At 54.7% G+C, this 21,291-nt stretch carries 24 protein-coding genes; 6 read left to right on the top strand and 18 right to left on the bottom strand.

The features are described 5' to 3' along the window. Positions 1-61 precede the first annotated feature (61 nt). From dedD to pdxB, 7 genes are all read right to left on the bottom strand, one after another. Entirely contained in the window at positions 62-736 is a 675-nt protein-coding gene (gene dedD, locus ACLJRE_RS17125; RefSeq protein WP_000157041.1) for a cell division protein DedD, read from the bottom strand. Then, positions 726-1,994: a bifunctional tetrahydrofolate synthase/dihydrofolate synthase gene (gene folC, locus ACLJRE_RS17120; RefSeq protein WP_000792285.1), complete on the bottom strand. Its 1,269-nt coding sequence runs from the start codon at positions 1,992-1,994 to the stop codon at positions 726-728. The genes dedD and folC overlap by 11 nt, the downstream gene beginning before the upstream one ends. A gap of 67 nt (positions 1,995-2,061) precedes the next feature. Then, entirely contained in the window at positions 2,062-2,976 is a 915-nt protein-coding gene (gene accD, locus ACLJRE_RS17115; RefSeq protein WP_000118383.1) for an acetyl-CoA carboxylase, carboxyltransferase subunit beta, read from the bottom strand. Between the two features lie 149 nt (positions 2,977-3,125). Then, positions 3,126-3,785, bottom strand: coding sequence for a DedA family protein (locus tag ACLJRE_RS17110; RefSeq protein ID WP_023212348.1), 660 nt, complete (start codon positions 3,783-3,785; stop codon positions 3,126-3,128). A 48-nt stretch (positions 3,786-3,833) separates the two neighbouring features. Then, positions 3,834-4,646, bottom strand: coding sequence for a tRNA pseudouridine(38-40) synthase TruA (gene truA, locus ACLJRE_RS17105; RefSeq protein WP_000016631.1), 813 nt, complete (start codon positions 4,644-4,646; stop codon positions 3,834-3,836). Then, positions 4,646-5,659, bottom strand: a complete 1,014-nt coding sequence (locus ACLJRE_RS17100; RefSeq protein ID WP_001289141.1) for an aspartate-semialdehyde dehydrogenase — start codon at positions 5,657-5,659, stop codon at positions 4,646-4,648. Before ACLJRE_RS17100 ends, truA begins: the two co-directional genes overlap by 1 nt. A 67-nt stretch (positions 5,660-5,726) precedes the next feature. Then, entirely contained in the window at positions 5,727-6,863 is a 1,137-nt protein-coding gene (gene pdxB, locus ACLJRE_RS17095) for a 4-phosphoerythronate dehydrogenase PdxB (RefSeq protein WP_023212347.1), read from the bottom strand. A gap of 103 nt (positions 6,864-6,966) precedes the next feature. Between pdxB and flk the strand changes: the two genes are divergently transcribed. After that, positions 6,967-7,968 (top strand): flagella biosynthesis regulator Flk, encoded by a 1,002-nt coding sequence (gene flk, locus ACLJRE_RS17090; RefSeq protein WP_000553396.1) that lies wholly within the window; start codon positions 6,967-6,969, stop codon positions 7,966-7,968. Here the strand turns inward: flk and ACLJRE_RS17085 are convergent. Next, positions 7,965-9,143: an MFS transporter gene (locus ACLJRE_RS17085; RefSeq protein WP_000127731.1), complete on the bottom strand. Its 1,179-nt coding sequence runs from the start codon at positions 9,141-9,143 to the stop codon at positions 7,965-7,967. The two genes, flk and ACLJRE_RS17085, sit on opposite strands and share 4 nt — an antisense overlap. 179 nt (positions 9,144-9,322) lie before the next feature. Next, a complete protein-coding gene (locus ACLJRE_RS17080; protein WP_001051266.1) occupies positions 9,323-9,697 on the bottom strand; it encodes a hypothetical protein in 375 nt (124 codons plus the stop codon). A 172-nt stretch (positions 9,698-9,869) separates the two neighbouring features. On the opposite strand from ACLJRE_RS17080, the gene ACLJRE_RS17075 reads away from it, so the two are divergent. From ACLJRE_RS17075 to ACLJRE_RS17065, 3 genes are all read left to right on the top strand, one after another. Then, entirely contained in the window at positions 9,870-10,118 is a 249-nt protein-coding gene (locus ACLJRE_RS17075; protein ID WP_000433429.1) for a transcriptional regulator, read from the top strand. Between the two features lie 168 nt (positions 10,119-10,286). Continuing rightward, positions 10,287-10,655, top strand: coding sequence for an NlpC/P60 family protein (locus ACLJRE_RS17070; RefSeq protein WP_000118256.1), 369 nt, complete (start codon positions 10,287-10,289; stop codon positions 10,653-10,655). Beyond that, entirely contained in the window at positions 10,655-11,173 is a 519-nt protein-coding gene (locus ACLJRE_RS17065; RefSeq protein WP_023212346.1) for a YbjP/YqhG family protein, read from the top strand. Before ACLJRE_RS17070 ends, ACLJRE_RS17065 begins: the two co-directional genes overlap by 1 nt. Positions 11,174-11,239: 66 nt before the next feature. Here ACLJRE_RS17065 and ACLJRE_RS17060 read toward each other — a convergent pair whose 3' ends face one another. After that, positions 11,240-11,896: a CPBP family intramembrane glutamic endopeptidase gene (locus tag ACLJRE_RS17060; RefSeq protein WP_001142909.1), complete on the bottom strand. Its 657-nt coding sequence runs from the start codon at positions 11,894-11,896 to the stop codon at positions 11,240-11,242. 97 nt (positions 11,897-11,993) lie between these two features. Further along, positions 11,994-13,208 carry a beta-ketoacyl-ACP synthase I gene (gene fabB, locus ACLJRE_RS17055; protein WP_000817161.1) on the bottom strand — a complete coding sequence of 405 codons (1,215 nt, stop codon included), beginning with the start codon at positions 13,206-13,208 and terminating at the stop codon, positions 11,994-11,996. A 159-nt stretch (positions 13,209-13,367) separates the two neighbouring features. Between fabB and mnmC the strand changes: the two genes are divergently transcribed. After that, positions 13,368-15,368 (top strand): bifunctional tRNA (5-methylaminomethyl-2-thiouridine)(34)-methyltransferase MnmD/FAD-dependent 5-carboxymethylaminomethyl-2-thiouridine(34) oxidoreductase MnmC, encoded by a 2,001-nt coding sequence (gene mnmC / locus ACLJRE_RS17050; RefSeq protein ID WP_000816078.1) that lies wholly within the window; start codon positions 13,368-13,370, stop codon positions 15,366-15,368. 51 nt (positions 15,369-15,419) lie between these two features. Here mnmC and ACLJRE_RS17045 read toward each other — a convergent pair whose 3' ends face one another. From ACLJRE_RS17045 to prmB, 6 genes are read right to left on the bottom strand one after another with little or no spacing between them, the layout of a single operon-like run. Then, positions 15,420-15,695, bottom strand: coding sequence for a YfcL family protein (locus ACLJRE_RS17045; RefSeq protein WP_000559749.1), 276 nt, complete (start codon positions 15,693-15,695; stop codon positions 15,420-15,422). 32 nt (positions 15,696-15,727) lie between these two features. Continuing rightward, on the bottom strand, positions 15,728-16,276 hold the full coding sequence (locus ACLJRE_RS17040) for an elongation factor P hydroxylase (RefSeq protein WP_001089211.1): 549 nt from the start codon (positions 16,274-16,276) through the stop codon (positions 15,728-15,730). Beyond that, positions 16,276-17,085, bottom strand: coding sequence for a sulfite exporter TauE/SafE family protein (locus ACLJRE_RS17035; RefSeq protein WP_000368599.1), 810 nt, complete (start codon positions 17,083-17,085; stop codon positions 16,276-16,278). Before ACLJRE_RS17035 ends, ACLJRE_RS17040 begins: the two co-directional genes overlap by 1 nt. Then, positions 17,085-17,909: a penicillin-insensitive murein endopeptidase gene (gene mepA, locus ACLJRE_RS17030; protein ID WP_000750429.1), complete on the bottom strand. Its 825-nt coding sequence runs from the start codon at positions 17,907-17,909 to the stop codon at positions 17,085-17,087. Before mepA ends, ACLJRE_RS17035 begins: the two co-directional genes overlap by 1 nt. 3 nt (positions 17,910-17,912) lie before the next feature. Continuing rightward, complete coding sequence (aroC, locus tag ACLJRE_RS17025) at positions 17,913-18,998, bottom strand: chorismate synthase (RefSeq protein WP_000918457.1); 1,086 nt, start codon at positions 18,996-18,998, stop codon at positions 17,913-17,915. A gap of 35 nt (positions 18,999-19,033) precedes the next feature. Further along, complete coding sequence (prmB, locus tag ACLJRE_RS17020) at positions 19,034-19,966, bottom strand: 50S ribosomal protein L3 N(5)-glutamine methyltransferase (protein ID WP_001542329.1); 933 nt, start codon at positions 19,964-19,966, stop codon at positions 19,034-19,036. 165 nt (positions 19,967-20,131) lie between these two features. Here prmB and smrB point away from each other — a divergent pair, with 165 nt between their 5' ends. Further along, a complete protein-coding gene (gene smrB, locus ACLJRE_RS17015; protein ID WP_000730794.1) occupies positions 20,132-20,683 on the top strand; it encodes an endonuclease SmrB in 552 nt (183 codons plus the stop codon). Positions 20,684-20,782: 99 nt separating this feature from the next. Here smrB and sixA read toward each other — a convergent pair whose 3' ends face one another. Further along, positions 20,783-21,268: a phosphohistidine phosphatase SixA gene (gene sixA, locus ACLJRE_RS17010; RefSeq protein WP_001195801.1), complete on the bottom strand. Its 486-nt coding sequence runs from the start codon at positions 21,266-21,268 to the stop codon at positions 20,783-20,785. Between the last annotated feature and the right edge of the window lie 23 nt (positions 21,269-21,291).

Genomic DNA, 21,291 nt, shown 5'->3' with positions numbered 1-21,291 from the left:
TTCGGCTATTACCAGATGAACACCGTAGGCTTTAACGCTGCACGCTCAGGCAAAACGCGCCTTAGTTCGGGCTATATCCCATCACCACGCCGCTTAACCCGGAAATCTGCTTGAGCTCGCCAAGCGATCCTTTCATCTTATCTTTCGACGCATCCGGCCCGACGAGAATACGGGTTATTTTACCCTGTACCGGCGTTGAGGGGGAAGTATAAACCCGGAACCCGGCGGAACGAAGCTTGCCGACTATCTCGTTGACTTTATCCGCGTTTTTCAGCGCGCCCAACTGTACGACATAAGCTTTGCCGGTCGGCGCAGGTTTATCGTCGGCGGCCGGTTTCGGCGCGGGCGTCGGCGTGGAAGCGACGACAACCGGCTGTTGCGGTTTAGGCTGCGGCTTCGGTTTTTCAACCGGCTTCGGTTTAGGCGTCTCCACCGGTATCGGATCAAGCTCGACATTGTTAGACGCCATGCGCGACGGGTCCAGAGACGGCGCTGCCGCATCTCCCGCCCGCACCTCTTCAGCCGCCCCTTCCGGCGGCTGTGTCGGCAGCGCCTGCGTTGCGGCAGGCATCATATCCGGCTCATCGCGGTCGCCAGGCTTCGGTACCAGTGGAATCGCAGCAAATTCATCCTGATAATGCTTTTTCTGTCCGTCCAGCAGACCGGGAAGCACAATAACCCCCAGCGCGACTAACACAATCGTGCCGACTAAACGATTCTGAAACTTACTCGCCACCGATTCTCCCCGCGTCTATCACTTCCATAACATGTGCGACGGTGTGGAACGATCCGCACACCAGCACGGTATCTTCTGGCTGCGCCGCGTCGATAGCGGCCTGCCATGCCTGCGCGACGCTATCATAGACATTCCCTTTCCCCAGATGTTCCAGAAGTTGTTCCGCCGTCGCGCCGCGCGGCCCCTCTAACGGAGCACAATACCAGTCGTCAACCACGCTTTTCAACCAGGCTAACGTGCCGGCGATATCTTTATCATGCAGCATACCAATCACCGCAAGCACGCGCCCGCGTTTCGGCAACATTTTCAGACGACCCGTCAGGTATTCCGCCGCGTGGGGATTATGGGCGACATCAAAGATAACGCGCGGCGACTCACTCACGATTTGAAAACGTCCCGGCAAGGTAGCCTGCGCAATACCGTCGCGAATCGCCTGCTCGTCAATGTTCAACCTGCTGGCGCGCAGCGCGGCCAGAGCGGTGGCGGCATTCGGCAGGGGAACCTGCGGCAACGGCAGTCCGGCAAGCGTGCCGTCGCCATCGGTAAACGCCCACTGGGTCGCTGTCACCTCATAACGCCAGTCAACGCCGCGACGCCGCAACAGCGCGCCGGTCTCCTGCGCGACATCCGCGATGGTTGCCGGCATTTCCGGTTCGCCGACAATAGCGGTTTTTTCCGCGCGAAAAATCCCGGCCTTCTCGCGGCCGATACTTTCGCGATCCGGCCCCAGCCAGTCAGTATGGTCAAGCGCGATGCTGGTAATTACCGCTACATCGGCATCCACAATGTTCGTGGCGTCCAGGCGCCCGCCCAACCCGACCTCCAGAATCACCACGTCAAGGTTAGCCTGTTTAAACAGCCACAATGCCGACAACGTGCCATATTCAAAATAGGTCAATGAAATATCGCCGCGCGCCGCTTCTATTTCCGCAAAGGACGCGGTATGCGCGGATTCCGCTAATTCTTTCCCCTGCACGCGCACGCGCTCGGTGTAACGTACCAGATGAGGCGAACTATAGACGCCCACACGGTATCCCGCCGCGATTAACACCGACTCCAGCGTTCGACAGGTCGTACCTTTACCGTTGGTTCCCGCCACGGTAAAAACGAACGGCGCAGGCTTGAGGATGTCCAGACGCGCTGCCACCTGGCTTACGCGCTCAAGGCCTAAATCGATACTCTTGCTGTGCAGGTTTTCCAGATAAGAAAGCCACGAGGCCAGGGGCGACGCAGCTTGAGGTATAGATTTGTTTTTCATTGATTCCGCTGCTTCTTTACGGTGAAAAGCAAAAGGGCAGAGCCTGCGGCCCTGCCCTTTTCAGTTATCAGGCCTCAGACTCCTGATCCGGCGCCGGAGGCACCACCACGCCTTCACGCGGGGCGTCCGGGTTCGGCGCGGGCAGATTCATCAGCTTCGCCAGAATGCTCGCCAGCTTCAGGCGCATTTCCGGGCGGCGGACGATCATATCAATAGCGCCTTTTTCGATCAGGAACTCACTGCGCTGGAATCCCGGCGGCAGTTTTTCGCGAACGGTTTGTTCGATAACGCGCGGGCCGGCGAAGCCAATCAGGGCTTTTGGCTCGGCGATGTTGAGATCGCCCAGCATCGCAAAACTGGCGGAAACGCCGCCCATTGTCGGATCGGTCAATACCGAGATGTAGGGCAGACCACGTTCCTGCATTTTAGCCAGCGCCGCCGAGGTTTTCGCCATCTGCATCAGCGACATCAGCGCTTCTTGCATACGCGCGCCGCCGGAAGCAGAGAAACACACTAACGGACAGTTGTCTTCCAGCGCCTGTTCAACGGCACGAACGAAGCGTGCGCCAACGACAGACCCCATTGAGCCGCCCATGAACGCGAATTCAAACGCGGCGGCGACAACCGGCATACCGTGAAGCGTCCCTTTCATGACCACCAGCGCGTCTTTCTCGCCGGTTTCTTTCTGCGCGGACGCCAGTCTGTCTTTATATTTTTTGGAGTCGCGGAACTTGAGCACGTCTTTTGGCTCCAGCTCGCTACCCAACTCCACAAGGGAACCTTCATCTAACAGGCTATGCAGGCGATTGCGCGCCGACATGCGCATATGATGGTCACACTTAGGACAGACCTCAAGATTACGTTCCAGCTCAGCGCGGTATAAAACCTGACCGCAGCTATCACACTTGGTCCACACCCCTTCAGGAATGCTTGCCTTGCGGGTGGGAGTAATGTTGCTTTTAATTCGTTCAATCCAGCTCATTGGTGACCTTTCTGCCTGAACCTTAGTCAGCTTTATTATAAGGGGCGCATAATGCCATTTTTGCCCCCAACAGACCATGAATGTTGCACATTAAAACATAACAGCCCGAAACTTTGGATAAAAAAGTGGTCGAACCGCTGAGTTACTTTCTATTTTTCGGCACGCGACGCAGCGCGCTTATGCCGGACAATCTCAATGACGCCAGGTAATATCGAAACCACGATAATCCCCACAATCAGCAGCTTAAGGTTATCCTGAATCAACGGTATCGTACCGAAGAAATAACCGGCGTAGGTAAAGAGCAGCACCCACAGCAGCGCGCCGATGACGTTATAAGCGGCAAAATGCCGATAGGACATGTGCCCCATCCCTGCCACAAACGGCGCAAAGGTTCTGACGATCGGCACGAAGCGAGCGAGAATGATAGTTTTACCGCCGTGTTTTTCATAAAACTGGTGGGTTTTATCCAGATAACTGCGGCGGAAAATTTTCGAATTCGGATTACTGAACAGTTTTTCGCCGAACAGTCGACCAATCGTGTAATTTACCGCATCGCCGACAATTGCGGCGATCAGCATTAACGCCACCATGACATGCACATTGAGATCGTTGGTTTCCAGCGAAGCCAGCGCCCCGGCGACAAACAGCAGCGAGTCGCCCGGCAGGAACGGCGTGACGACCAGGCCGGTTTCACAAAACAGAATCAAAAACAAAATAGCGTACACCCAGACGCCGTACTCCGCGACCAGCTCCGCCAGATGCACATCGATGTGCAGAATAAAATCAATAATAAAGTAGATCAGGTCCATATTTGTCTTTGCCTTTCTACCCGACACGTTTCGGGTGTGCGATTCGGATTAGTCCGCAAGAAATAGCGGGCCCATTGGCGGTTTTGGAAGGTCAAACCGGTCAGGGTAATCTACCGCAACCAAATATAGCCCTTCCGCCTTCGCCGTTGCCGCCGCCAGCGTTCTGTCCCTGGCCGCTAACAGCTCTGCGATCCAGCTCTCCGGCTGGTTGTGAGCGCCTACTTCCAGCAGGCTGCCGACAATATTCCTGACCATATGATGAACAAAGGCATTCGCTTTGATATCGACCACCACATAAGGGCCGTGGCGGGTAACGTTGATGTGCATCACATTACGCCACGGCGTGCGCGACTGGCACTGCACCGCACGAAACGAGGTAAAATCATTTTCGCCAAGCAGACACTGCGCCGCGCGATGCATCCGCTCTGCATCCAGCGGCTCATAGTAATGCGTCACGCCTTTTGCTAATACCGCGGGACGCAGTCGATGATTGTAGATGATATAGCGATAACGGCGAGCCGTAGCGCTAAATCGCGCGTGAAAATCATCCGGTACAGTTTTCACCCAGCGCACGGCAATGTCACCAGGCAAATTCGCATTTACCCCCAGCGTCCATGCCGCATCTTTGCGCAATGCGGTCGTTTCGAAATGGACAACCTGCCCGGTGCCGTGAACGCCGGCATCGGTACGCCCGGCGCAGAACACGTTAATAGGTTCATTTGCCACCTGCGAGAGCGCTTTTTCCAGCTTTTCCTGCACGCTGCGCACTTCATTCTGACGCTGCCAGCCATAATACTTGCTGCCGTCGTACTCAATACCCAGCGCAATTTTATAGACCGGCGATGATTGCTGTCCGGACATCAGTACAGATACTCCTGCACCAGCTTCTCCGCAATTTTAACGGCCATCAGCGCGCCGCCGAAACGCACGTTGTCCGCCACTGACCAGAACTGAATTTGTTCCGGCATACCGTAATCATTATGCACACAGCCAATAGAAAGCTGTGGATTGCCGGAAGCGTCGCCCACCTGCGTCGGGTAATCCGTCTCTTCTGACAGTACGATATCTTCACCGCGGGAAAACGCCTCGCGCGCCTCTTCCGCCGCCAGCGGACGGAGCGCTTCAAAGCTCACCATCTGCGCATGGCCATAGAACACCGGCGACTGCACGACACTGGCGGAGATCATCACGCCATCGTCCTGCAAAATTTTACGCACTTCATCGACGATACGACGTTCCTGGCGCACGCTGCCTTCACGATCCGGCAGCAGCGGCAGCATATTGAACGCCAACTGGCGGCCAAAGAAATCATCTTCATCAATCGGTATGCCGTTAAGCAGCTTCGCACTCTGTCCGGCCAGCGCATCGACCGCTTTTTTCCCCTGTGCGGACGCTGATAACATACTGGTGACGGCGATGCGCGACAGTCCCCCCTGATCGATTAACGGCTTGAGCGCCGCGAGCAGTTGACTGGTCAGACTATCGGCGACCGCAATCACGTTACGGTTACGGTAATCCGCCAGTACATACGGGTTAACTTCCGGCACGACCAGCGGCACATCAGGCTCCAGCGCGAACAGACCGCTGGAATCTATCACCAGGCAGCCTGCATTGGTCGCGTCGTCTATCCAGGCAGCCGATGCCTCTGCGCCGGCAACGAAAAACGCCAACTGCGCCTGCGTCCAGTCAAAGTCCGCCGCATCCTGGACAATGACCGACTTGCCACCAAAACGGAGGTGCTCGCCCGCGCTTTCATGACGCGCCAACGCATAAATTTCACCGACCGGGAACTGGCGTTCAGCCAGTGTTTCAAGCAGGGCTTCGCCTACGGCGCCCGTTGCGCCCAGAATGGCAATGTTCCAGCCTTCAGACATGGTGATTTACTCCAGAAATACATAAGCGTCCCTGTCGCATTATTCGACAGGGAGCATTAAGAAGACATTAATGTGCCGGGTGATGAACAGCGTTAAAACCTAGCTTACACAGCAAGGCGGCTGCCGTTTCGTCGTCACACATCACGTATAAAGACGACCATTCACGGCGCTCAAGATAATTTTTACGCAATTTATCAAATTCACCCGGAATTCCAGCGACTTTACGCAGTGGCGCATCGTCGCGGCGCACATCATACACCAAATGCGCCAGTCTTTTCAGCGTCGGTTGATCCAGCGGGCCGTGAAGCGTAATACGACCAAACTCAGGCGCAGGCAGTAATGTCTCCAGCGCGACATGCTGCTCGCGACCGATAAACGCGCTATACGCCTCAAAGACCTGGGTGGTGCCGCGCGCTTTGCCTTCCAGCGTATAGCCGGCAATATGCGACGTGCCGATATCCACGGCTTCCAGTAGCGCGACGTTAAGATCCGGTTCGCCCTCCCACACATCAAGCACCACGCTCAGCGGCTGCTCGGCATTAAGTCGCGCCAACAACGCGGCGTTATCCACCACCGGACCGCGGCAGGCGTTAATGAGAATGGCGCCGGGTTTCAGTCGACGGATCAGCGTCTCATCGGCCAGATGCAGCGTTTTGTACGGTCCGTCTTTATAAAGCGGCGTATGGAAAGTCAGGACATCCGCTTCCTGCACCAGCTCATCCAGCGTACGAAAATCACCCTCGTCCCCGCGTGCGGCGCGTGGCGGATCGCACAGCAACGTGCGGATACCCAACGCTTCAAGCCTGGTCTGTAGCCGGCTTCCGACGTTACCCACGCCGACAATCCCTATAGTGCGATCGCGTAACGAAAAGCCGTCACGTTCGGCCAGCATCAACAGCGCGGAAAACACATACTCCACCACGGCGATAGCATTACAGCCGGGCGCGGCTGAAAAACCGATGCCCGCCTGCTTCAGCCATGCCTCATCCACATGATCGGTGCCTGCCGTAGCAGTACCAACGAAGTTAATCGGCGTGCCGCTCAGCAGCGATTCATTCACTTTCGTGACCGAACGCACCATTAACGCATCGGCATGGTTCAATTCTTCAACGGGGATCGGGCGACCCGGCACTGCCTTTACCTCACCCAGGCGGCTAAATAATTCGCGGGCGTAAGGCATATTTTCATCAACGAGAATTTTCACGACTGTCGTACCTGTTTGAGAACGAGAGTTAACCGAACAAGTGTGCCATAATCTGGCCGCCAGGCATATATTGCTCAGATTTATGGTTAAAGGATAATTAATTATGCATCCCATCTCCGGTGCCCCTGCACAGCCTCCAGGCGAAGGGCGTAATCCTCTTTCCGCTGCGAGCGAGCAGCCGCTTTCCATGCAACAGCGTACGGTACTGGAAAGGCTGATCACGCGCCTGATTTCACTGACCCAGCAGCAAAGCGCGGAAGTATGGGCCGGAATGAAACACGATCTGGGGATAAAAAATGACGCGCCGCTACTGTCGCGCCACTTCCCCGCCGCTGAACAGAATCTTACCCAGCGTCTGGGCGTAGCGCAGCAAAATCACGCCAATCGTCAGGTACTTTCACAGCTAACAGAGCTGCTTGGCGTCGGGAATAATCGTCAGGCCGTCAGCGATTTTATCCGTCAGCAATACGGTCAAACCGCGCTTAGCCAGCTTACGCCCGATCAACTCAAAAACGTACTGACGCTCCTGCAACAGGGGCAGCTTTCCATTCCGCAGCCGCAGCAACGTCCGGCAACGGATCGGCCATTATTGCCTGCTGAACATAATACGTTGAATCAGTTGGTGACGAAGCTGGCGGCCGCGACCGGCGAGTCAAACAAACTTATCTGGCAATCAATGCTGGAACTCTCCGGCGTGAAAAGCGGCGAGCTCATTCCGGCAAAGCAGTTTACCCATCTGGCGACATGGCTACAGGCGCGGCAGACGCTGTCACTACAACACGCGCCTACGCTACATACGCTGCAGGCTGCGTTAAAACAACCGCTTGAGCCAGACGAGCTCACAGCGATCAAAGAGTATGCCCAACACACTTATCAAATTCAGCCGCAAACGGTGCTGACCACCGCCCAGGTGCAGGACTTACTTAACCATATTTTCCTGCGTCGCGTAGAGCGGGAGGCGAATGAGCTGGAACCGCTCTCTATTCAACCCATCTACCGCCCGTTCGCGCCGATGATTGAAACCGTGAAAAATCTGTCTGCGCGACCAGGCCTGTTGTTTATCGCGCTAATAATTGTACTGGCGCTTTTCTGGCTGGTTTCTTAACCACGCCGGAACGATAATATCGTCACCAGGATGCCAACCACCGCGGAGATCGCTCCCGCGAGGAATACGGAAGGATAGCCGCATGACGTGGCCAGCATGCCCGCCAGCGGGCCGGTAACGCCGTAGGAGATATCCTGAAACGCGGCGTAGCCGCCGAGCGCCGTACCGCGTACCTGTGCAGGTACGCGTTTCACAACCTCCACGCCCAGCGCCGGGAAAATCAGTGAACACCCTGCCCCGGTGAGCGCCGCGCCTACCAGCGCTATCCAGGCCGTCGGCGCCAGCCACAAGAGCAGCAGTCCTGCCGTCTCAACCAGCAATGAGACAACGGCGACCTTCACGCCGCCAAAGCGGTCCGGCATCCAACCGAACAACATGCGCATCAGTACAAACGCACCGCCAAACGCGGTCAGGGTGAATCCCGCCATCGTCCAGCCATTGCTGACAAAATAAAGTGAAATAAACGTACCGATGACGGCAAAGCCCACGCCCTGCAATGCCAGGCCCAGGCCCGGTTTCCAGATAAGCCCGACCACGCTCCACAGTGAAGGTCGCTCCCCCGTATACGCAGGCACTTTACGCACGGTGCCGTTGAATGCCCAGGCCAGCAGCGGTAAAACCATCGTCGTTCCCGCCAGCGCCGCGAAGCCAAAGTGGCTATGGATCAGCAAGCCCAACGGCGCACCGGCCGCCAGCGCGCCGTAAATCGCCATTCCGTTCCACGACATCACCTTACCGGAACGCGTTGGGCCAACCAGCCCCAGTCCCCAGGTCAGGGTTCCGGTCAGCAGCTGGCTTTCGCCGAAACCGAGAATTAAGCGCCCGACAATAAGCAGCGCGAATTTTACCGGCGCGGAAACCGGCAACAGCGCGGCCAGGAGCCAGGCGGCGCCCGCCAGCCCGCAGGCAAACATCCCCTGTAACGCCGATCGTTTAGCGCCATATTGATCCGCCAGCCGTCCGGCATAGCCGCGCGTCAGTACCGTCGCAAAAAACTGAATGCCCACGGCGATCCCAACCATCGTATTGCTATAGCCCAGTTCGTGATGGACAAAAAGCGGGATGACGGGTAACGGCAGGCCGACCGTCATATAGGTCAGGAAAACCGCAAAGGCGATGCGGAACAGCGAAAAATTCGCAGACGGGGTCGTTGTTTTTTGGCTAACTGCTGTCATGCATTACTCCAGAATGCAGAGTAAGGCGGGGAAAGGCCACGCCCCCCTCTACCTGAACGTCAGGATTAAGGTGCGTTGGATAACGTTAAACGCTTACGCATTATCGGAAGGATAATGTAGAGAGTGAAGTCTGCCTGTGAGACGCGAAACTTGTCAACCTTGAAATTGCAGCCAGGGTATCAACGCGGCGGCGTGTCATCAAACAGAAAGGGAAAGACCGCTTTCATCCCTCTCACCTTAAACCGTCCGGTCACCTGCTTGCGCTGTTCTGGCGTCAGTAACCTGAACATCATCTCCCAGATATCTTCAGGCTCCGCTTCCTGTAAGGAAATGGGTTCTGGCGTCGGTTCCTCTCCGCTGTCGTCCAGATAACGATGAACATAAAGAGGGAAAACAGATATATGAAACTCCTCGGCCTTTGATTTAACACGCTTACGCCTGACACCCTCTTTCCCTTCGCTGTACTTATACAAACGTTCGCGAACCGCAGGCTCGCTTCCCGGAAACCCCGGTAAGCCAAGACATTCCTTAACCGTGAACCATTCCTTTGCCATCGGTTTCTTTCCTTTCCTCTGATGAAATAAAAATATTTCTTCTTTTGCGCGAAATTTTGCTTTCTTTCTGGCACTATTCTTAGAGTGAAAAAGAAAGTAACTTTCTTTTTCTCACGCTAATTTTCACTTTAAAAATATCGGTGCCGATAACACATCTTCTTAGGATTACAGAATGGAACCAAAAAGCCAAGACTGGCATCGTGCAGATATTAAAAGTGCACTGGAAAAAAGAGGTATTACGCTCAGAGATCTTTCTCGTCAGGCCGGTTTATCACCTGATTCACTGCGCAATGTCTTTACCCGCTCCTGGCCGAGAGCCGAACGGATTATTGCGGACGCGCTTGGCATCACGCCGCAGGAGATCTGGCCGTCGCGCTATGGCGATATGCAAATAAAAAATGATGCCAATACCGCAGAATAATAATTAATGTTGAATAAATTGGCCCTAACTTATCAATCTCAACAATTAATAAATATTTAAACTTATTCTATTGAAAATAGTAATAGCACTATTTGTCATGCTTCCCGAATTAAATACTGTTAAAGCATTACGTCATTGCTATTATGTATTTTATTAACAGGAATCATTATGAGTTGGGATAAAAGAATGGCGGTTAATTATGCCAAAACGCATGCAGGTTCTCATTCTCAAGGCCGGTGTGCGGAATTTACCCGAAAGGCAATTCAGGCGGGCGGTATCACGCTGGGGCATACATATCATGCGAAAGATTATGGCCCAATGTTAAGAAGCGCCGGATTCACCGCTATTGGTACCTATGAAATGCCGCGCGAGGGTGACGTCATCATTATTCAACCTTACGCTGGCGGAAACCCGAGTGGTCACATGGCGATATATGATGGCACAGAGTGGTATTCAGATTTTAAACAACGCGATATGTGGGCCGGCCCGGGCTACCGGGCAGCCAGGCCCTCATATACCATCTACAGGAAGAATTAATGAAAACGTTCTCCCTTGTCGCGCTTATCCTGTTGCTTTGTAGTTGCTCTGCGCCTCATCACGACAGTACGCAGGCCGTGAAGCAGTTCTATACCTCATGGATGACGACGTTCACGAACGATGTGAATCCCCCTGACGACACCACCGCCTTAATGCAACGTTACGTCGCTAAAGAGGTTATTCATCGCCTGGCGCTAATACAGTCCCTTTATGAACAGGAGATTGTGGGGGCTGATTATTTTATGTATGCGCAGGACTATGCGCCAGAGTGGATTCCACAGTTACGGGTTGGGAAGGCACACCCTTTCCTCGGCGGAGAAAAAGTGGATGTTCTGTTGGCTACAGAGTCAACGCCCATCCACCTGGAAGTTTATACCCGTTGGGAAGAGGGACGCTGGAAAATTTACCGCGTTCGGGATGCTGATAAAGGTTATGAACAGCCGATTTATGACGCAGGCGCCATCACCCAGGCTGAGGCCTGGTCAGCGAAAGTCGCGCCGGAATATAAGAGGCATTAAAAAAGGGAACCGCCATCGGTCTCTTGTTCGTACCGGAGAGGTTAAAGCGCCTATTGCATCAGGCGCTTATTCCGTCGCTGAAAACAGTAAGCCGAAAATAACCCAGGCATTATTTAAAATATGAAGTATTATCGGTATCATTAGCCCACGGCTTCTCATTCGAACAACGCATAATATCGATGAAAAAACAAACAGATAAACAAAAGTCACCGCAAAGAGATATTGTGTATGCATAAATGCAAAAGCGAGTGAGGTAATAATAATACCGGAAACTCTTGAGTACCGACCCCAACCGATACTGCTGTTTAATAAAAACCCTCTGAATATAATTTCCTCCGCCACAGGAGCCAGAAAGCACATCGCCAGCGTGTTAAGAAATTTATGAAGAAAAAATTGCCTTGATAACTCGGCCATCCAGGGTTCCGGGCCACTAAAAGCATTGTAGAGAACGGTAAGGCACACCAGGGCCAACGCCGGAAAAAAACATTCCACAAATGATAAGCGGCCCAATGATAAAAACGGATAATACTTTGAATAAATACTCCAGGCGGCAATCGCATAGACAAAAACAATACTATATATAAAAGGCGCAGCCAGACCTGCCAAATAAAGCCAGGCATAGGAAGGCGAAAATGAGGCAAAAACAAAAATGCCAAGCAAACCAAATAAAACAGCCACACAACTCAAACTATGCCTAATTTTATCTAATGTATTAGTTGGCATTTATAGAATATCCATATAATTTGTTGTTCCCTGAATGAAAAAACAGGTCGCATTAGCGACCTGTTTCATTATTGATACTACAACGTAATAGTCAGGCTTACAACTTACGCATCACCAGCGTGGCGTTGGTGCCGCCAAAACCGAAGCTGTTAGACATTACAGTAGTCAGTTCACGCTCGGTCGTTTCGGTCACGATGTTCAGGCCCGCGGCCTGCTCATCCAGCTCTTCGATGTTGATACTCGGCGCGATAAAACCGTGCTCCAGCATCAGCAGAGAGTAGATAGCTTCCTGCACGCCTGCGGCACCCAGCGAGTGGCCGGTCATCGCTTTGGTCGCGGAGATAGCCGGGCTGTTATCGCCAAACACTTCACGGATTGCACCGAGTTCTTTCACGTCGCCTACCGGAGTAGAGGTACCGTGAGAGTTCAGGTAGTCGATCGGCGTGTCTACGCCGTGCATCGCCATCTGCATGCAACGTACTGCGCCTTCACCAGACGGAGCAACCATGTCTGCGCCATCGGATGTTGCGCCGTAACCGACGATTTCCGCATAGATATGCGCGCCGCGCGCCAGAGCGTGTTCCAGCTCTTCGACAACAACCATACCGCCACCGCCTGCGATGACAAACCCATCACGGTGCGCATCATAGGTACGGGACGCTTTTTCAGGCGTATCGTTATATTTGGTGGACAATGCCCCCATCGCGTCGAACTCACAGGCCATTTCCCAGCACAGCTCTTCGCCGCCGCCAGCAAAAACGATGTCCTGTTTGCCCAGTTGGATCTGTTCAACCGCATTGCCGATACAGTGTGCGGAGGTCGCGCAAGCGGAGCTAATGGAGTAGTTCACACCATAAATTTTAAACGGCGTAGCGAGGCAGGCGGAAACGCCGGATGCCATTGCTTTCGTCACCACATACGGGCCCACGGCTTTCAGACCACGCGGGCTACGCATGGCGTCTGCGCCAAAGACCTGGAATTTCGGGGAGCCGCCGCCGGAACCTGCAATCAGGCCGACACGCGGGTTATTCTGATAGACTTCCGGCGCCAGACCGGCGTCGGCCACTGCCTGCTCCATAGACAGATAAGCATAGATGGAGGCGTCGCTCATAAAGCGCACGACTTTGCGGTCAATGAGGCCAGTGGTATCCAGTTTTACGTTGCCCCATACCTGGCTACGCATGCCGGCGTCCTTCAGCTCCTGAGAGAAAGTGATCCCTGAACGTCCTTCACGCAGAGATGCCAGGACTTCCTGCTGGTTATTACCGATGCTGGAAACGATGCCCAGGCCAGTAATCACTGCACGTTTCATTCAATACCTCTGTAATTCGCACTATTTTTAAGTTTCGATTGGCACAATAGCGTACACTTGTACGCCGAACAAGTCCGATCAGCCATTTAGTACGGAAATTTGCGCCTTCAGGCACACATCGTTAAGATCGCGATACCGCCCGTCAGACGAGTAACTTACGTGAAACAATACGCCATACAACCCGCCACACTCGAATTTAACGCTGAGGGTACACCTGTTTCCCGAGATTTTGATGATGTCTATTTTTCTAATGACAATGGACTCGAAGAGACACGCTACGTTTTTCTTGGCGGCAATCGTCTTGCGGAGCGATTTCCCGTACATTCACATCCATTATTTATAGTCGCGGAAAGCGGTTTTGGCACCGGACTCAACTTCCTGACGCTGTGGCAGGCGTTTGACAGCTTTCGTTCTGCGCACCCACAAGCGACGCTGAAAAGGCTACATTTCATCAGTTTTGAGAAATTCCCGTTAACGCGCGGCGATCTGGCGCTGGCGCACCAACACTGGCCGGAGCTCGCGCCCTGGGCAGAGCAGCTGCAGGCGCAATGGCCGCTGCCGCTCCCGGGATGCCACCGCCTATTGCTGGATCGGGGCCGGGTGACGCTGGATTTGTGGTTTGGCGATATTAATGAACTGACCGACCAACTGGACGCCACGCTGAATCAAACAGTCGACGCCTGGTTCCTCGACGGTTTTGCCCCGGCGAAAAATCCGGATATGTGGACGCCAAACCTGTTTAACGCGATGGCGCGGCTGGCGCGGCCCGGTGCAACGCTGGCGACGTTTACCTCGGCGGGTTTCGTTCGTCGGGGATTACAGGAAGCCGGTTTTACCATGCAAAAACGCAAAGGCTTCGGACGTAAACGCGAGATGCTTTGCGGAGTGATGGAACAACACCTCATGCCGACCCTTTCCGCGCCCTGGTTTTACCGCAGCGGAAGCGAAAAACGTGAAACGGCAATCATTGGCGGCGGCATCGCCAGCGCGCTGTTATCACTGGCGTTACTGCGTCGCGGCTGGCAGGTGACGCTCTATTGCGCGGACGACCAGCCCGCCCAGGGCGCCTCCGGTAATCGACAGGGCGCGCTTTATCCGCTCCTTAGCAAACATGACGCCGCCATTAATCGCTTTTTCCCGACCGCATTCACCTTTGCCCGTCGCCTGTATGATGCCCTGCCCGTCTCTTTTGATCATGACTGGTGCGGCGTGACGCAGCTCGGATGGGATGAGAAAAGCCAGCAGAAAATTGCCCAGATGCTGTCCCTGGCGCTGCCCGCCGGACTGGCCTCGGCGCTCGATGCCGAAGAGGCGGAACAGGCGGTTGGCGTGACGACACGCTGCGGAGGAATTACCTATCCGGCAGGCGGCTGGCTGTGCCCGGAACAATTAACTCGCGCAGTCATCGCACTGGCGACCGAACAGGGTTTACAAACGCGCTTTCGCCATACGCTCACGTCGCTCGTTGCGCAGGAGTCGCGCTGGCAACTGCGCTTTACGTCAGGTGAAACCGCCAGCCATGAGACCGTCGTCCTGGCGAACGGCCATCAGATTAACCGTTTTGATCAGACCCGGCCGCTACCGGTGTATGCCGTCGGGGGGCAGGTCAGTCATATTCCCACCACCCCCGCCCTCTCGGCGTTGCGTCAGGTGTTATGCTACGACGGCTATCTGACGCCGCAAAATCCGCATAATCAGCAGCACTGTATTGGCGCCAGCTATCACCGGGGCGATGAAAGCACCGTCTGGCGCGAAGAAGATCAGCGTCAGAACCGACAGCGTCTGCTTGACTGTTTTCCGGATGCGAAATGGGCCACAGAGGTTGACGTTAGCGGCAACAGCGCCCGTTGCGGCGTGCGTTGCGCCACCCGCGACCATCTGCCGATGGTGGGCAATGTCCCGGATTACCACGCCACGCTGACGCATTATGCCGATTTAGCCGATAATAAAACGTCGGCGGCGCCTGCGCCTGTGTATCCGGGTTTATTTATGCTCGGCGCGCTGGGATCGCGTGGTTTGTGCTCAGCGCCATTATGCGCAGAAATTCTGGCGGCGCAGATGAGTAACGAGCCGATTCCACTGGATGCCGGTACGCTGGCGGCGTTAAATCCGAATCGGTTATGGGTGAGAAAGTTATTGAAGGGAAAAGCGGTGAAGTAATGGGCCAGTCAATAGCGGAAGGCGGCAAGCGTCGCCTTCCGGCCCTCGGCGTTATTGTTTTGCCTTGTCGAACAAATTGTCCCACATCGCTTTGACTAACGCCTGATCGCGTGGCGACAGTTCGCCAGCGCCGATCGCTTTTTCCAGACTTTGGCTAACGTTGGCATAGACCGCCTCAACGGAGTGGTCATCACCGCTCTCCAGCTCGGCAATGGCTAACGTCAGGTGGCCACGCAGGTATCCACTGGCAAAAAGCTCATCGTCGCTGGCGTGCTCTACCATATCGTCAATTAATGCCAGAATGCGTGATTCAAACTCCGCGATCATCTTCTTTCCTCATTGTAAACGTGGCGCTGGCTTTAATTAAGCGCTTCCGGCCACGGGAACTGTTCCGCCTTAAGTTCGGGCGTGTGATAGTAATTCTGTAGCGCTTTGATGAAGCGGGCCGGACGTTCAGGAATGCCCTGCTCCAGATACGCCATTACCTGCGCATGAACCCGGCGCTGAAACGCCACGCGATCCGGCTCAATATCGCCTTCCAGATTGTCGCAACTGACGTTAAAGGGATACCCCGCCGCCACGCAAAACAACCAGTCGAAAGCCTGTGGCTTCACCTCAACGTCTTCGAATTGACTTTGGGTCTGCGCGTCGCGTCCGTCCGGGCAGTACCAGTAACCAAAGTCAACCAGTTCGCGGCGCGCCTTACCGGCGATACACCAGTGAGAAATCTCATGCAGCGCGCTGGCGTAAAACCCATGCGCAAAGACGATGCGGTGGTACGGTACCTGCGCGTCAGCAGGAAGATAGATCGGTTCGTCGTCGCCTTTAATCAGACGGGTATTAAATTCTTCGGCAAAGCAGCCGTTAAAAATCTCAATTAACTGTTCGTAATGGTGCGTACTGTTCATTAATTCATCCCCAACCAGTGGAGGATCTCCTGTCCGTGGCTATCATAAAGTAACCTGGCGCTCATCACCGCCGAGACAATAACGATCATCGGTCTGATAAGTTTTTGGCCTTTGCTCAACACCAGACGCGACCCCATTCGCGCCCCTAAAAACTGACCAACCAGCATCACGAAGCCCGTCGCCCAGATCACTTTGCCGCCGATGATAAATAACAGCAGGCCGCCAACGTTGGAGGTAGCGTTAAGCACTTTGGCATGTGCCGTGGATTTCGCCAGGTTATAGCCACATAAGGTGACAAACGCCAGAGCGTAAAACGACCCGGCGGCAGGCCCGAAAAAACCGTCGTAAAACCCGACGCATCCCCCGGCTATCAGCGCGAACGGTAATCCATACAGGCGGCGCTGGCGATCTTCCTCGCCCAGCTTCGGCATCAATAAAAAATAGAGGCCGATGAAAATCACCAGGATAGGCAAGATCTGGCGCAAAATATCCGCCTGCACGTGCTGCACCAGCAGCGCACCGCTCATCGAGCCAATGAACGTCATCAGAATATTGAGCTTTTGCTCCGCCAGGTTTACCACTTTACGGCGAATAAAATAGAGCGAAGATGAGAGGGAGCCGCCACACGCCTGTAATTTATTGGTCGCCAGCGCATTTGCCGGCGACATCCCGGCGGCCATCAGCGCAGGGATAGTGAGCAGCCCTCCGCCCCCGGCGATAGAATCAATAAATCCTGCCAGTACGGCGACAAAAAACAGTACCACCAGCAGCAGCGGGGAGACCATAAACAGATCATAAAAATTGTCCATCAGAGTACATGCTCATCCAGTAGCGCCTGGCAGGAAGGCGGCAACGGCGGCGGTGTCTTCTTCTCAGGCTTTGTGGTGCCAGGTTTTGGCGGTTCGAACCAGCTTTGCAGTTCAGCGCCGCATCCATCGCCCGGCGGGGGTAAAGGTTGATCTTCGCACTCCAGGCTGTCGGCAGGGCAGCGTAAACGCACGTGCATATGCGCGCGATGCTGGAACCAGGGGCGTACTTTACGTAGCCAGTCACGATCGCTTCCGGCATCGAGGCAAAGCTGTTGTTTAATGGCCGGATTGACGAAAATACGGGTGACGTCATTGTCTTGTGCCGCCAGTTTGATCAGACTGGCGATATCCGACGACCAGCGCGACGGCACGACATGTTTACCGTCGCGGGACACCAGATCTAACGCCTGCGGGCGCAATAGCTGCGCCTGGCTCCAGCGCGTTTTCGGCAACTGCAAGAAAATATCCACATCAAGCCCGGTCTGATGACTGGCGTGTCCGCCATTAAAGCGGCCTCCGGCAGGCATCCCCATGTCGCCTATCAGGACGGTTCCGAGCCCCCGTTGCTGCGCCTGATGACTCAACCGCTGGATAAACATGACCAGATCCGGGTGGCCGAAATAACGGCGCTGATCGGTGCGCATCACCTGATAATTATCGGACTGTACCGGCAACGTGTCGGCGCCAATGATGCATCCGTTGGCAAAGCTACCGATAGACTGGGCTGCGCCGGGGACAGGATGAGTTATTTTCTGCCACGGCGTCGCCGCCAGGCTGGCGCTACTGACAAACCATGCCAGCAGCGCAATCGCGGTTTTTTTCATTTCTTACCAGCGTGGAATCTCTGTCTTTACATCCGCATTCTGTGCCCGATGGCGCAGCAGGTGATCCATCAGCACGATCGCCAGCATGGCTTCTGCGATCGGCACTGCGCGAATCCCCACACACGGATCGTGGCGCCCTTTGGTGATCATCTCGACTTCTTCACCCATCCGGTTGATCGTACGTCCCGGCACGGTAATGCTGGAGGTAGGTTTCAGCGCCATATGCGCCACAATGTGTTGCCCGCTACTGATGCCACCGAGGATGCCGCCAGCGTGGTTGCTCTGAAAACCCTGCGCCGTGATTTCATCGCGATTCTGGCTGCCGCGCAGCGCCACCACGTTAAATCCTTCGCCGATCTCCACGCCTTTCACCGCATTGATGCTCATCAGCGCATGGGCGATGTCCGCATCCAGTCGGTCAAACACCGGTTCGCCAAGCCCTGCCGGCACGCCGCTCGCCATCACCGTCACTTTCGCGCCGATGGAGTCGCCCTCTTTTTTCAGCGCGCGCATCAGTTCGTCCAGCGCGTCAAGTTTGTCCGCATCGGGACAAAAGAACGGATTAAGCTCAACCTGACGCCAGTCTTTAATCTCCAGCGGAATGTCGCCCATCTGGGTCAGGCAGCCGCGGATTTCGATGCCGAACTTTTCCGCCAGGTATTTCTTGGCAATCGCCCCTGCCGCTACGCGCATCGCTGTTTCACGCGCGGAAGAACGTCCACCGCCACGGTAATCGCGCAGGCCGTATTTCTGCTCATAGGTGTAATCCGCGTGTCCCGGACGAAAAACATCTTTAATCGCGCTGTAGTCCTGCGAGCGCTGATCTGTGTTTTCAATCAGCAGGCCAATGCTGGTGCCGGTCGTCACGCCATCAAACACGCCGGAGAGAATTTTTACCTGATCCGGTTCGCGGCGCTGAGTAGTATAGCGCGAGGTGCCTGGGCGGCGTCTGTCGAGATCGTGCTGCAGATCGGCCTCCGTCAACGGGATGCCGGGCGGCACGCCATCGACGATACACCCAAGCGCCAGCCCGTGTGATTCGCCGAAAGTGGTTACGCGAAAGAGTTGTCCAATTGTGTTTCCTGCCATCACGGCTCCGTTATCGTTGTTGTCGTTTGCGTGTTTTAATCTTTATAAATATTGAAATGTTCACGGGCCGCGAGCAACTGCGCTTTGGTCAACATAAAGACGCCATCGCCGCCGTTGTCAAACTCCAGCCAGGTGAACGGCACATCCGGATACTGCTCCATCAGATGTACCATGCTGTTTCCGACTTCACAAATCAGAACGCCATCATCGGACAGATAATCCGGCGCATTCCCCAGGATACGGCGGGTCAATTTTAGGCCGTCAGTGCCGGACGCCAGCCCCAGCTCAGGTTCGTGGCGATATTCGTTCGGCAGATCGGACATATCTTCCGCATCGACATAAGGCGGGTTAGTGACAATCAGATCGTACTGAACTTTCGGCAGATCGCGGAACAGATCGGAACGGATTGGCGTCACGTGATGGATAAGACCGTGTTCTTCAATGTTATGCTCGGCGACAGCCAGCGCATCCGGCGAAATATCGACCGCATCAACCTCTGCGTCCGGGAAAGCATAAGCACAGGCGATGGCGATGCAGCCGCTACCGGTACACATATCCAGAATATATTTCGGCTGTTGGCTAATAAGGCCGGCGAAGTGGTTATTAATCAGCTCGCCAATGGGCGAACGCGGCACCAGCACGCGCTCATCGACATAAAATTCGTGGCCGCAGAACCAGGCTTTATTGGTCAGGTAGGCGACCGGGATACGTTCGTTAATGCGACGAATCACTCGCTCGACAATGCGGTGTTTTTCGCTGGACGTCAGCCGCGCGGTTCGCATATCTTCCGGAATATCCAGCGGCAGATAAAGAGACGGCAACACCAGTTGTACCGCTTCATCCCACGGGTTATCGGTACCGTGTCCATACCAGATATTCGCCGCGCTAAAGCGGCTTACCGCCCAGCGCAACATGTCCTGAATGGTATGCAGTTCACTTACTGCTTCATCGACGAAAATTTTATCCACGTATTCCTCCAGGGCATGCTCGCATTAAATTCGGCGGCTAGTTTGCCACGAAGACAGGGATAAATCAGCATTGACGCGGCGGGAGAATACGAAAAATCCGTTTTGACCGTTCGGATATCCTCCGGGTCGGGTAAACTAAGGCAAAAGATCAGACGAGACCCACGAATGAAAAAGAAAACATCGCTCAGCGAGGAGGACCAGGCGCTGTTCCGTCAGCTGATGGTCGGCACCCGAAAGATTAAACAGGATACTATCGTCCATCGGCCACTGCGCAAGAAAATCACGGAAGTCCCTACCCGAAGGTTAATTCAGGAACAGGCGGACGCCAGCCACTATTTTTCTGATGAGTTCCAGCCGCTGCTCAATACGGAAGGGCCGGTAAAGTATGTCCGTGAAGATGTCAGCCATTTCGAGCTAAAAAAAATGCGCCGCGGCGACTATTCGCCAGAACTGTTTCTGGATTTACACGGCTTAACGCAGCTTCAGGCCAAGCAGGAATTGGGAGCGCTAATTGCCGCCTGCCGTCGGGAACATATTTTTTGCGCCTGCGTCATGCATGGACACGGTAAACATATTCTGAAACAGCAAACGCCGTTATGGCTGGCGCAGCATCCGCATGTGATGGCCTTTCATCAGGCACCAAAAGAGTACGGCGGCGACGCCGCGCTGCTGGTGTTGATTGAAGTGGAAGAGTGGCAACCGCCCGAATTACCCTGATGCGGAATTGCCGGATGGCGGCGCAAGCGGCTTATCCAGCCTACGAACAGCCAGCGCTGTCGTAGGCCTGATAAGCGAAGCGCCATCAGGCAGCAAAGATTAAATCGCTTTCGCCATTTTCAGATTGCAGGGACTCATTTGCCAGTTGAATGTCCCCTTGCCGCTTACATCAAGCGTAACGTTGGCAATTGCGGACGTCGTGAACATCGGCGGCGTTTCGCCCGGACAAAGCTCAGATACCAGGTATCCGACCAGAGGTAAGTGAGAGATCACCAGCACCGATCCGATCTCTTCATTGGCCAGCGCCTGGAGGTAGGCGCTGACCAGACCGACATCGCCACAGGGCGTTAGCTCCGGCAGGACATCCACCTGAGCCGGCAGATTCATACAATCGCCGACCACATCTAACGTCTGTTCGGCCCGAAGAAACGGACTCACCAGAACACGTTCGATATCCACTTTTTGACCTTTCAGCCAGTTCGCCATCAGGCGAGACTCGTCACACCCACAAGGGGTCAAGGGACGAACCGAATCACTGGCGGCATCGAGGGCTGCGTCGCCGTGACGCATGATAAAAACTTGCATATTGCACCGCTTTTGTTAACCAG

The sequence above is a fragment of the Salmonella sp. SAL04157 genome (genome assembly GCF_046551635.1).
GTDB lineage: Bacteria > Pseudomonadota > Gammaproteobacteria > Enterobacterales > Enterobacteriaceae > Salmonella > Salmonella enterica.
The sequence above is the reverse complement of the archived record's forward strand: the minus strand, read 5'-3'. Positions and strand labels throughout refer to the sequence as shown.

What these genes read in the sequence shown, in the direction of transcription:
- folC (WP_000792285.1), bottom strand. Translation starts at nt 1,994, where the DNA reads ATGAAAAACAAATCTATACCTCAAGCTGCGTCGCCCCTGGCCTCGTGG.
- accD (WP_000118383.1), bottom strand. Translation starts at nt 2,976, where the DNA reads ATGAGCTGGATTGAACGAATTAAAAGCAACATTACTCCCACCCGCAAG.
- ACLJRE_RS17110 (WP_023212348.1), bottom strand. Translation starts at nt 3,785, where the DNA reads ATGGACCTGATCTACTTTATTATTGATTTTATTCTGCACATCGATGTG.
- truA (WP_000016631.1), bottom strand. Translation starts at nt 4,646, where the DNA reads ATGTCCGGACAGCAATCATCGCCGGTCTATAAAATTGCGCTGGGTATT.
- ACLJRE_RS17100 (WP_001289141.1), bottom strand. Translation starts at nt 5,659, where the DNA reads ATGTCTGAAGGCTGGAACATTGCCATTCTGGGCGCAACGGGCGCCGTA.
- flk (WP_000553396.1), top strand. Translation starts at nt 6,967, where the DNA reads ATGCATCCCATCTCCGGTGCCCCTGCACAGCCTCCAGGCGAAGGGCGT.
- ACLJRE_RS17085 (WP_000127731.1), bottom strand. Translation starts at nt 9,143, where the DNA reads ATGACAGCAGTTAGCCAAAAAACAACGACCCCGTCTGCGAATTTTTCG.
- ACLJRE_RS17080 (WP_001051266.1), bottom strand. Translation starts at nt 9,697, where the DNA reads ATGGCAAAGGAATGGTTCACGGTTAAGGAATGTCTTGGCTTACCGGGG.
- ACLJRE_RS17075 (WP_000433429.1), top strand. Translation starts at nt 9,870, where the DNA reads ATGGAACCAAAAAGCCAAGACTGGCATCGTGCAGATATTAAAAGTGCA.
- ACLJRE_RS17070 (WP_000118256.1), top strand. Translation starts at nt 10,287, where the DNA reads ATGAGTTGGGATAAAAGAATGGCGGTTAATTATGCCAAAACGCATGCA.
- ACLJRE_RS17065 (WP_023212346.1), top strand. Translation starts at nt 10,655, where the DNA reads ATGAAAACGTTCTCCCTTGTCGCGCTTATCCTGTTGCTTTGTAGTTGC.
- ACLJRE_RS17060 (WP_001142909.1), bottom strand. Translation starts at nt 11,896, where the DNA reads ATGCCAACTAATACATTAGATAAAATTAGGCATAGTTTGAGTTGTGTG.
- fabB (WP_000817161.1), bottom strand. Translation starts at nt 13,208, where the DNA reads ATGAAACGTGCAGTGATTACTGGCCTGGGCATCGTTTCCAGCATCGGT.
- ACLJRE_RS17045 (WP_000559749.1), bottom strand. Translation starts at nt 15,695, where the DNA reads ATGATCGCGGAGTTTGAATCACGCATTCTGGCATTAATTGACGATATG.
- ACLJRE_RS17040 (WP_001089211.1), bottom strand. Translation starts at nt 16,276, where the DNA reads ATGAACAGTACGCACCATTACGAACAGTTAATTGAGATTTTTAACGGC.
- ACLJRE_RS17035 (WP_000368599.1), bottom strand. Translation starts at nt 17,085, where the DNA reads ATGGACAATTTTTATGATCTGTTTATGGTCTCCCCGCTGCTGCTGGTG.
- mepA (WP_000750429.1), bottom strand. Translation starts at nt 17,909, where the DNA reads ATGAAAAAAACCGCGATTGCGCTGCTGGCATGGTTTGTCAGTAGCGCC.
- aroC (WP_000918457.1), bottom strand. Translation starts at nt 18,998, where the DNA reads ATGGCAGGAAACACAATTGGACAACTCTTTCGCGTAACCACTTTCGGC.
- smrB (WP_000730794.1), top strand. Translation starts at nt 20,132, where the DNA reads ATGAAAAAGAAAACATCGCTCAGCGAGGAGGACCAGGCGCTGTTCCGT.
- sixA (WP_001195801.1), bottom strand. Translation starts at nt 21,268, where the DNA reads ATGCAAGTTTTTATCATGCGTCACGGCGACGCAGCCCTCGATGCCGCC.